This window comes from Streptomyces sp. NPDC056948 (assembly GCF_042674225.1).
GTDB lineage: Bacteria > Actinomycetota > Actinomycetes > Streptomycetales > Streptomycetaceae > Streptomyces > Streptomyces purpurascens.
This window is the reverse complement of record NZ_JBHUQX010000377.1, coordinates 1-9,468: the sequence shown is the minus strand read 5'-3', so window position 1 is coordinate 9,468 and position 9,468 is coordinate 1. Positions and strand designations below refer to the sequence as shown.

6 protein-coding genes are annotated in these 9,468 nt (G+C 70.7%); 5 read left to right on the top strand and 1 reads right to left on the bottom strand.

All coding sequences use genetic code 11. The annotated features are described in order from the left end of the window. Nucleotides 1–857: lytic polysaccharide monooxygenase (locus ACFTZL_RS34920; protein ID WP_382591346.1), on the bottom strand; the 857-nt coding region annotated here is incomplete at its 3' end. Nucleotides 858–1,209: 352 nt separating this feature from the next. On the opposite strand from ACFTZL_RS34920, the gene ACFTZL_RS34915 reads away from it, so the two are divergent. The 5 genes from ACFTZL_RS34915 (at nucleotide 1,210) to phsA (ending at nucleotide 9,436) form a co-directional block, all read left to right on the top strand. Continuing rightward, the gene (locus ACFTZL_RS34915; protein ID WP_382591342.1) at nucleotides 1,210–3,009 is read left to right on the top strand and encodes a S8 family serine peptidase; all 1,800 of its coding nucleotides are present in this window, start codon (nucleotides 1,210–1,212) and stop codon (nucleotides 3,007–3,009) included. 256 nt (nucleotides 3,010–3,265) lie between these two features. Then, complete coding sequence (locus tag ACFTZL_RS34910; protein ID WP_382591339.1) at nucleotides 3,266–3,913, top strand: ScbR family autoregulator-binding transcription factor; 648 nt, start codon at nucleotides 3,266–3,268, stop codon at nucleotides 3,911–3,913. A gap of 64 nt (nucleotides 3,914–3,977) precedes the next feature. After that, on the top strand, nucleotides 3,978–5,162 hold the full coding sequence (locus tag ACFTZL_RS34905) for a damage-control phosphatase ARMT1 family protein (RefSeq protein WP_382591336.1): 1,185 nt from the start codon (nucleotides 3,978–3,980) through the stop codon (nucleotides 5,160–5,162). 105 nt (nucleotides 5,163–5,267) lie between these two features. Further along, nucleotides 5,268–7,433, top strand: a complete 2,166-nt coding sequence (cyc2, locus tag ACFTZL_RS34900) for a germacradienol/geosmin synthase Cyc2 (protein ID WP_382591333.1) — start codon at nucleotides 5,268–5,270, stop codon at nucleotides 7,431–7,433. 116 nt (nucleotides 7,434–7,549) lie between these two features. Continuing rightward, nucleotides 7,550–9,436, top strand: a complete 1,887-nt coding sequence (phsA, locus tag ACFTZL_RS34895) for an O-aminophenol oxidase PhsA (protein WP_382591329.1) — start codon at nucleotides 7,550–7,552, stop codon at nucleotides 9,434–9,436. Nucleotides 9,437–9,468 lie beyond the last annotated feature (32 nt).

The window sequence follows — 9,468 nt, the reverse complement described above, 5'->3', positions numbered from 1 at the left end:
GGCGTGGACGGGCCCGAGCCGGGGCCGGAGGTGGCGGCCACCGGGGTGTGGTCGCCCTGTGGCTGCGGGCCGGCGGCGTTCTCTGCCGGCTTCACCCCCTTCTCCCCCTCCGCCGCCTTCTCGCTCTCCTTCTGCTCCTCTTGCTGCTCCTTCTTCTCCGGAGACGCCGCCTCCTTCTCTTGAGGCGCCGCCTCCTTCTGCGGAGCCACCGCGTCCTTCTCCGGGAACACCACGTCCGAGCACGAGTAATAGGTGTCCGGCGTACTGCTGTTCTGCCACACCGTGTACAGCACGTGCCGCCCGGCCCGGTCGGACGGCAGGGTCGCCTCGAGGCGGTAGGCGCCGTCCGTCAGGGCCGGGTCCGTCACCTCCGCGAACGGCTTCTCGGGCAGGTCGGACCAGGACAGCGGCCCGGCCGGGTCGTAGCCGGGCTTCGTCAGGTACATCCGGAACGTGCCGGTGTGCGGGATCGTCGAGACGTACCGCATGGTCAGCGTCGCGCCGGGTGTCATCCGGGTCGACGGCCAGTCGGCGCGGGCGAGGTCGAGGCCCCGGTAGGCGGGCAGACCCCCGCTGCACAGCTTCCCGTCGGGGACGACCTGCCGGTCACGGCCGTTCACGTTCGCCAGCCGCAGGTTGTCCCAGGCCGTGAAGGGCGCGCCGTTCTCGGCGACGGCCGCGCGGCACGCCGCCGAGCCGACGCGATCGCCGCCCTCGGGGGAGCAGGCCACCACCCGGCTCACCGGATCCGTCGGCGCACCGTGCGCCCCCGCCGGCCCGGCGGCCCACAGCGGTAGCAGCAGCGGGGTCACGAGGGCGGCCGTGAGTGCGGTGCGGTGTGCGGTCGTACGAGGCATGCCTCTGCGTCTCCTCGGCCGGGGCGGCAACGTCGGTAGTGCAGTACGGGAAACCGTCCCGGCGCGTTCACTGCGCACAGTGCGTTCGAAAAGGGTCGTTCGCGCCCAACTGCCCGCCATAGAGGGTGGGTTTCACGCCGGATCGAGGGTTTCCCCCGTATCCCGATGACCTTCCCTTTGCCTATCGTTCGACCACAGCCGACCCACAGGCAACCCCGAACGGTCCGCTCGCCTTCTCTGCGCCTGGCCGGCCATCGCGTCGCTTTTCGAACCACCCCCCTCCGCTTCGACGACGAAGCGACTCCACCGCCGCTCCGCCCAGCCCGGAGTCAGGCCACGAAAGGCAACGACCGTGCGTACCTCCCCAGAGCTCAGACGGAAGCTCATATCCGTCGCCGTCGTCTCCGCCGCCCTGCTGACCGCCGCCCCCGCCTCGGTCGCCGTCGCCCAGGAGTCCGCCCCACGCCCCGCCGCGATCCCCACCGCCCGGACCGAGGCCGCCCCCGGCACCACGGCCGAGCGCCTCATCGTCGGCTACAAGTCCGGTGCCACCGAGGCCAAGTCGAACAAGGCCGCCGCGGCCGACGCCGAGGCCAAGGCCGAGAAGACCGGCGAGGACGTCGACTTCCAGCGCCGCCTCGGCACCGGCGCGGCCCTCGTCGAGCTGGGCACCGACACCACCCGGACCTCCGTCGCCGACGTCGTCGCCCAGTACGAGGCCGACCCGCAGGTCGCCTACGTCGTTCCGGACCGTCTGAACAAGCCGACGGCCGTCACCCCGAACGACACCGACTACAGCAAGCAGTGGGACCTGTTCGAGTCCACCGCGGGCATGAACGTCCCGGCCGCCTGGGACACCACCACCGGCAGCGGCGTCACCGTCGCCGTCATCGACACCGGCTACGTCACGCACTCCGACCTGGCCGCGAACATCGTCGGCGGCTACGACTTCATCTCCGACACCGCCGTCTCCGTCGACGGCAACGGCCGTGACAGCAACCCGGCCGACCCGGGCGACTGGTACAACGCCGACGAGTGCGGCCAGGGCATCCCGGCCTCCAGCTCCTCCTGGCACGGCACCCATGTGGCCGGCACCATCGCCGCCGCCACCCACAACGGCAAGGGCGTCGCCGGCATCGCCTACGGCGCGAAGATCTCCCCGGTCCGCGTCCTCGGCAAGTGCGGCGGCTACGACTCCGACATCATCGACGCGATCACCTGGGCCTCCGGCGGCACGGTCTCCGGCGTTCCCGCCAACACCAACGTCGCCAAGGTCATCAACATGAGCCTCGGCGGGGGCGGCGCCTGCTCCACGGCCACCCAGAGCGCCATCACCGGCGCCGTGAACCGCGGCACCTCGGTCGTCGTCGCGGCCGGCAACGAGAACCAGAACGTCTCCAACTCCTCCCCGGCGAACTGCAACAACGTCATCTCCGTCGCCGCGACCAACCGCGCGGGCAGCCGTGCCTCGTACTCCAACTACGGCTCGCTCGTCGACATCTCCGCCCCCGGCGGCGAGACCCGTACCTCCACCGCCAACGGCATCCTGTCCACGCTGAACTCCGGCACGAAGACGCCGTCGAGCGAGAACTACGCCTCCTACCAGGGCACCAGCATGGCCACCCCGCACGTCGCGGGCCTCGCCGCGCTGCTGAAGTCGGCGAACTCCGCCCTCACTCCGGCGCAGATCGAGTCGGCCATCAAGGCCAACGCCCGCGCCCTGCCCGGCACCTGCTCCGGCGGCTGCGGCGCCGGCCTCGCGGACGCCGCCAAGACGGTCCAGGCCGTCAAGGGCGGTACGTCCACCGGCACGACCTTCTCCAGCACCACCGCCGTCGCCGTCCCGGACAACGGCGCGGCGATCGAGTCGCCGATCAGCGTCACCGGCCGCAGCGGCAACGCTCCCTCGGCCCTCCGGGTCGGCGTCGACATCACCCACACCTACCGCGGCGACCTCGTCATCGACCTCGTCGCGCCGGACGGTTCGACGTACCGTCTGAAGTCCGCCGCGTCGGACTCCGCCGACAACGTGAACACCACCTACACGGTGAACGCGTCGAGCGAGACCGCCAACGGCACCTGGAAGCTGCGCGTCCAGGACACCTCGGCGCAGGACACGGGCACGCTCAACGGCTGGAAGCTGACCTTCTGATTCGCGATCACCAGCGGGCGGGTCGACCGGTGCGGATGGGCACCGGCCGGCCCGCCTTTACGTCTGCCCGCACAACCCCCACAGTTAGATACCGAACGCGCTGTTTTCTTTCACCAGTTGCGATTGTTTTGCCGGATGTGCACCCGCACTCCGGTACACCGGTGTGATGAACGCCGTCTGAGGGTGAGTTATCGTGTACGGGGGGTAAAAACAAACGGCATGACCCGTTCATTTCCGTCCCGGGAGAGTTCAGCCGATGGCGAGGCAGTTGCGAGCCGAGCAGACCCGCTCGACGATCATCACGGCCGCCGCTGACCTGTTCGACCGTCGCGGCTACGAATCGACCAGTCTCAGCGACATCGTGGAGCACGCTCAGGTCACCAAGGGTGCCCTGTACTTCCACTTCGCGGCGAAGGAGGATCTCGCCCACGCGATCCTCGAACTCCAGTCGCACACCGCCCGTCGGCTGGCGACGGAGACCGACAACCGCGGCCACACCGCGCTGGAGGCGCTGATGCGCCTCACGTTCGGCATCACCCGCATGTCCGTCGAGGACCCGGTCCTGCGGGCCGGCCTGCGGCTCGCCACCGGCGGGATCCAGCCGCGGCCGCCGCTGAGTCACCCCTTCACGGAGTGGCTGGACATCGTCACCAACCGGCTCGTCGGCGCGGTCAAGGAATCCGACGTCCACCCGGACATCGATGTCGATGTCGTGGCCCACTCCCTGGTCTGTTTCTTCGTCGGCACCCGGGTCGTGGGCCGCTCCCGCGAGCCCGTCGCGCGGCAGCCCCGCAGGACCGCCGAGATGTGGAACATACTCATCCGCAGCCTGGTCCCGGTGACCCGCCGCGCCCGCTATCTGAGCCTGGCGGCCCGCCTGGAGCGGGAGATCGCGCCGGTCTGACCCAGCGGCCCGGGCCGGCACAGGGTCGGCCGGTGCGAGAGACCCGCGCGCTACGGTGAGCCGCATGCCCGACACCCCCACCCCACCCGTGCTCCTCGGCAACCAGCCGGGCTCGTTCCCCCACAGCGTGCTGGCCGAGCGGCACCCCGCGATCATCCGGCAGGTCCGCGAGGCCTTCCCCTACGAACCCGGGCAGCACCGCGCGCTCGACGACCTGCTGGCGAACTGCACCAAGGGCGAGATCGAACCGCTCCCCGCCGACGCGCACGACCGGGACCACTGGGAGACCTGGGGGCTGCGCGAGTACACCGGCCGCTCCTGGTTCGACGTGCCGTGGCTGTGGTCCGAGAGCTGGTTCTACCGCCGGCTGCTCCAGGCCGTCGGCTGGTTCGGCCCGGGCCCCTGGCAGGGCATCGACCCCTTCCGCCCCTTCAAACTGGCCGAACTCGACTCCGCCGAGACCGACGAGGAACTGGCCGCACTCGACGATCTCGCGAACCGGCCCGCCGACGAACAGGCACAGGCCCTGCTGCACGGCTCCCTCTGGGGCAACCGGGCCGACCTCGGCTTCCGCCTCTCCGCCGAGGGCGCACGGGACGCGGACGCCGCCCCCGGTCTGGTGGCCGACGACAGCGACCGGCTGTGGTCCCTGCTCGACGGTAACGGCACGGGCACCCTGTGCCTGGTCGCCGACAACGCGGGCCGCGAACTCGTGCCCGATCTGCTGCTCATCGCCCACCTCCTGGCCCACGGCCGTATCGGGCGGGCGGTCCTGCACGTCAAGCCGTACCCCTACTACGTCTCCGACGCCACCACCGCGGACGTGGTCGACGCGCTGCGCCGGCTGACCGGTGCCGGGGGAGCGGCCGCCGACCACGGACGGCACCTGTGGTCGGCCCTGGCCGACGGCCGCCTCGTCCTGCGCGCCCACCCCTTCTCCAGCGCCCCGCTGCCGTACGAGGAGATGCCAGGCGACCTGCGCGAAGAGTTCGCCTCGGCCACCCTCACCATCGTCAAGGGCGACCTCAACTACCGCCGCCTGGTGGGCGACCGGCTCTGGTCCCCGACGACTCCCTTCGCGGACGTCACCGCGTACTTCCCCGGCCCGGTCGCCGCCCTGCGCACCCTGAAGTCCGACGTGATCACCGGCCTCGACAGCCGTACGGAGGCCGAACTGGTCGCGGCGGAGGACCAGCGCTGGCGCACCAGCGGCACACACGCGCTGATCCAGGTGAGGGTCCCCGGCTAGGCCAGGCCACCTCCAAAACGTCTGGTTTCACGTTCGATTCACGCGATGGTGTGATCATGTCCCGCCCCGCGGATGCCGCCGCGGGGCGCCGGGTAGGGCCCGGCCATGACGCAGCCGTTCGAACTCCCGCACTTCTACATGCCGCACCCCGCGCGGCTGAACCCCCATGTCGAAGAGGCCCGCGCGCACTCGACGCAGTGGGCGCGCGAGATGGGCATGCTGGAGGGATCCGGCGTCTGGGAGCAGGCCGACCTCGACGCGCACGACTACGGCCTGCTCTGCGCCTACACCCACCCCGACTGCGACGGCCCGGCCCTCGCTCTCATCACCGACTGGTACGTGTGGGTCTTCTTCTTCGACGACCACTTCCTCGAGATGTACAAGCGCAGCCAGGACCGCCTCGCGGGCAAGGCCCACCTGGACCGGCTGCCGCTGTTCATGCCGCTGGACCTCTCGACTCCCGTACCGGAACCGGAGAACCCCGTCGAGGCGGGTCTCGCCGATCTGTGGGCGCGCACCGTGCCGAGGATGTCGGAGGACTGGCGCCGCCGTTTCGCCGTGGCCACCGAGCACCTGCTGAACGAGTCCATGTGGGAGCTGTCCAACATCAACGAGGGGCGGATCTCCAACCCCGTCGAGTACATCGAGATGCGCCGCAAGGTGGGCGGCGCCCCCTGGTCTGCGGGGCTCGTGGAGTACGCGACCGCCGAAGTGCCCGCCGGTGTCGCCGGGTCGAGGCCGCTGAGGGTGCTGATGGAGACGTTCTCCGACGCCGTGCATCTGCGCAACGACCTGTTCTCCTACCAGCGGGAGGTCGAGGACGAGGGCGAGCTCAGCAACGGCGTGCTCGTCCTGGAGACCTTCTTCGGCTGCACCACCCAGGAGGCCGCCGACACCGTCAACGACGTCCTCACCTCCCGCCTCCACCAGTTCGAGCACACGGCGTTCACCGAAGTGCCCGCGGTGGCCCTGGACAAGGGCCTCACCCCGGGCGAGGTGGCGGCCGTCGCGGCGTACACGAAGGGGCTGCAGGACTGGCAGTCCGGCGGCCACGAGTGGCATCTGCGCTCCAGCCGCTACATGAACGAGAACGCCGTGCGCGGTGGCAACCCCTGGCCGGGATGCTCCGGCATGGGCACCTCCGCCGCCGACGTCCGCGCCCTGCTCGCCTCGGCCGGCGCCGAGCGCTTGCGCTCCTACACGCACGTGCCGTACCAGAAGGTCGGGCCGTCCCGGATCCCCGACATCCGCATGCCGTTCCCGCTGGGACTCAGCCCGCACCTCGACGACGCCCGCCGGAATCTGCGCCACTGGGCGGACCGGATGGGCATCCTCGCCGAGGGCGTCTGGGACGAGGACAAGCTCAGGGCCTACGACCTCGCGCTCTGCTCGGCGGGCATCGACCCCGACGCCACACCGGAGGCCCTCGACCTCAGCGCGCAGTGGCTCGCCTGGGGCACCTACGGCGACGACTACTACCCGCTGGTCTACGGCCACCGGCGTGACCTGGCCGCCGCCCGGCTGACCACGGCCCGCCTGTCCGACTGCATGCCGGTCGACGGCGAGACGCCGCCGGTCCCGGCCGACGCCATGGAGCGGGGCCTCGTCGACCTGTGGCTGCGCACCACCGCGGACATGACGCCCGAGGCGCGGCGCACCCTGAAGGACTCGGTGAACGTCATGACCGAGAGCTGGGTCTGGGAGCTGTCCAACCAGTTGCAGAACCGCGTCCCCGACCCGGTCGACTACCTGGAGATGCGCCGCGCGACCTTCGGCTCCGACCTCACCCTCAGCCTCTGCCGGATGGGGCACGGCCCGGCCGTCCCGCCCGAGGTCTACCGCAGCGGCCCGGTCCGCTCCCTGGAGAACGCCGCGATCGACTTCGCGTGCCTGACCAACGACGTCTTCTCGTACCAGAAGGAGATCGAGTACGAGGGCGAGATCCACAACGCGATCCTCGTCGTGCAGTCCTTCTTCGGCTGCGACTACCCGGCCGCGCTCGGCATCGTGCACGACCTGATGAGCCAGCGCATGCGGCAGTTCGAGCACGTCGTCGAGCATGAACTGCCCGTCCTGTACGAGGACTTCCAGCTCTCGGACGAGGCGCGCGCCATCATGGGGGAGTACGTCACGGACCTGCGGAACTGGCTGGCGGGCATCCTGCACTGGCACCGAGAGGTGGACCGCTACAAGGCCGCCTGGCTGGCCCGGCGCGCCCACGGCTTCCTCCCGGACCGGGCTCCCGCCGTGCCCGTGCCCGCACTCGGCTGAGACGACGTTTTCAGGCCAGATCGACTCGGAACGGGACATCGCGGAACCCCCGGCGGTGCGCCGGGGGTCTTCCTGTGTGAGGGGAACAGACAACGCACCACACGGGGGTTTCCACCTTGACCGACATCATCGAAAAGCCTGCCGACAGCAACGAGAAGACGGAGCATCAGGCGCAGGCACCCGCACCGGCAGAACTGACGCCGTACGTCGCGCCGCTGCCCGTCCCGCCCGTCCTGCGTCCCGCCTCCGGCGACATCCTGCGCGAGACGGAGATCGCCCTGCGCCCGGCCTGGGTGCGCCTGCACCCGCAGCTCCCGCCGACCCTGATGTGGGGCTACGACGGCCAGGTGCCGGGCCCGACCATCGAGGTCCGGCGCGGGCAGCGCGTGCGCATCGCCTGGACCAACCGCATTCCCCGGGACAGCGAGTACCCGGTGACCTCCGTCGAGGTGAAGCTCCGCCGGGACGGCCGCCCGCAGTCGAGCACCGAACCCGGACGCGACGGAGCCGAGCCGAACAAGGACGTCGCGGCCCTGCCCGCCTGGTCCGTGACCCATCTGCACGGTGCCCAGACGGGCGGCGGCAACGACGGCTGGGCCGACAACGCGGTCGCCCACGGCGACGCCCAGCTCTCCGAGTACCCGAACGACCACCAGGCGGTGCAGTGGTGGTACCACGACCACGCCATGAACATCACCCGGTGGAACGTGATGACGGGCCTGTACGGCACCTACCTCGTGCGGGACGACGAGGAGGACGCCCTTCATCTCCCGTGCGGGGAGCGGGAGATCCCGCTGCTGCTCGCCGACCGCAACCTCGACACGGACGAGGACGGCCGCCTCAACGGCCGGCTGCTGCACAAGACGGTCATCGTCCAGGACGAGAACCCGGAGACGGGCAAGCCGGTCTCCATCCCGTTCACCGGGCCGTACACCACGGTCAACGGCCGGATCTGGCCGTACACCGAAGCCGACGCGGGCTGGTACCGGTTCCGGCTGGTCAACGCCTCGAACGCGCGGATCTACGACCTCGTCCTCGTCGACGAGGAGAACAACCCGGTCCCGGGTGTGCTCCACCAGATCGGCAGCGACGGCGGGCTGCTGCCGCGCCCGGTCCCGGTCGACTTCGACGAGACCCTGCCGACGCTGACGGCGGCCCCGGCCGAACGCTTCGACCTGCTGGCCGACTTCCGGGGACTCGAGGGCCGGACCCTGCGCCTCGTCAACAAGGGCCGCAACCAGCCGCCCGGCGTCCCGGACCCGGCGGGTGACGTGCCGTACCCGGCCGTCATGGAGTTCCGGATCGGAGAGACCTGCGAGCCGGACGCCTTCGAACTGCCCACGGTGCTCTCCGGCTCCTTCCGCCGCCTCACCCACGACGTCGGGCACGGCCACCGCCTGGTCGTCCTCACCCCGCCCGCCACGAAGGGGGCCGGCGGTCACCCCGAGATGTGGGAGATGGCGGAGGTCAAGCACCCGGGCGACATCCAGGTCCCCACGGACGGCGTCATCCAGATCACCGGCCCGGACGGCAAGACGAGGACGTACCGGCGCACGGCACGGACGTTCAACGACGCCCTCGGCTACACCATCGCCGAGGGCAGCCACGAGCAGTGGAGCTTCCTCAACCTCGCGCCCATCGTCCACCCCATGCACATCCATCTGGCCGACTTCCAGCTCCTCGGCCGCGACGCGTACGACGTGTCGGGCTTCGACCCGGAGATCGGCGGCACGCGGACGCCCATCAGGTACGACGCGGGCACAAGGATCCCGCTCGCGCCCAACGAGCGCGGCTGGAAGGACGTCTTCCGGGTGCCCGGCAACCAGATGCTGCGCGTCATGGGGAAGTTCGACGGCGCGCACGGCCGGTTCATGTACCACTGCCATCTGCTGGAGCACGAGGACATGGGCATGATGCGGCCCTTCGTCGTGATGCCCGCTCCGGTGCTGAAGTTCGACCACGGCGGGGCCCATGGCGGCCACGGGGAGGGTCACACGGGCTGATCCGATCCCCGGCTCGCACCGCGCCCGGCAGG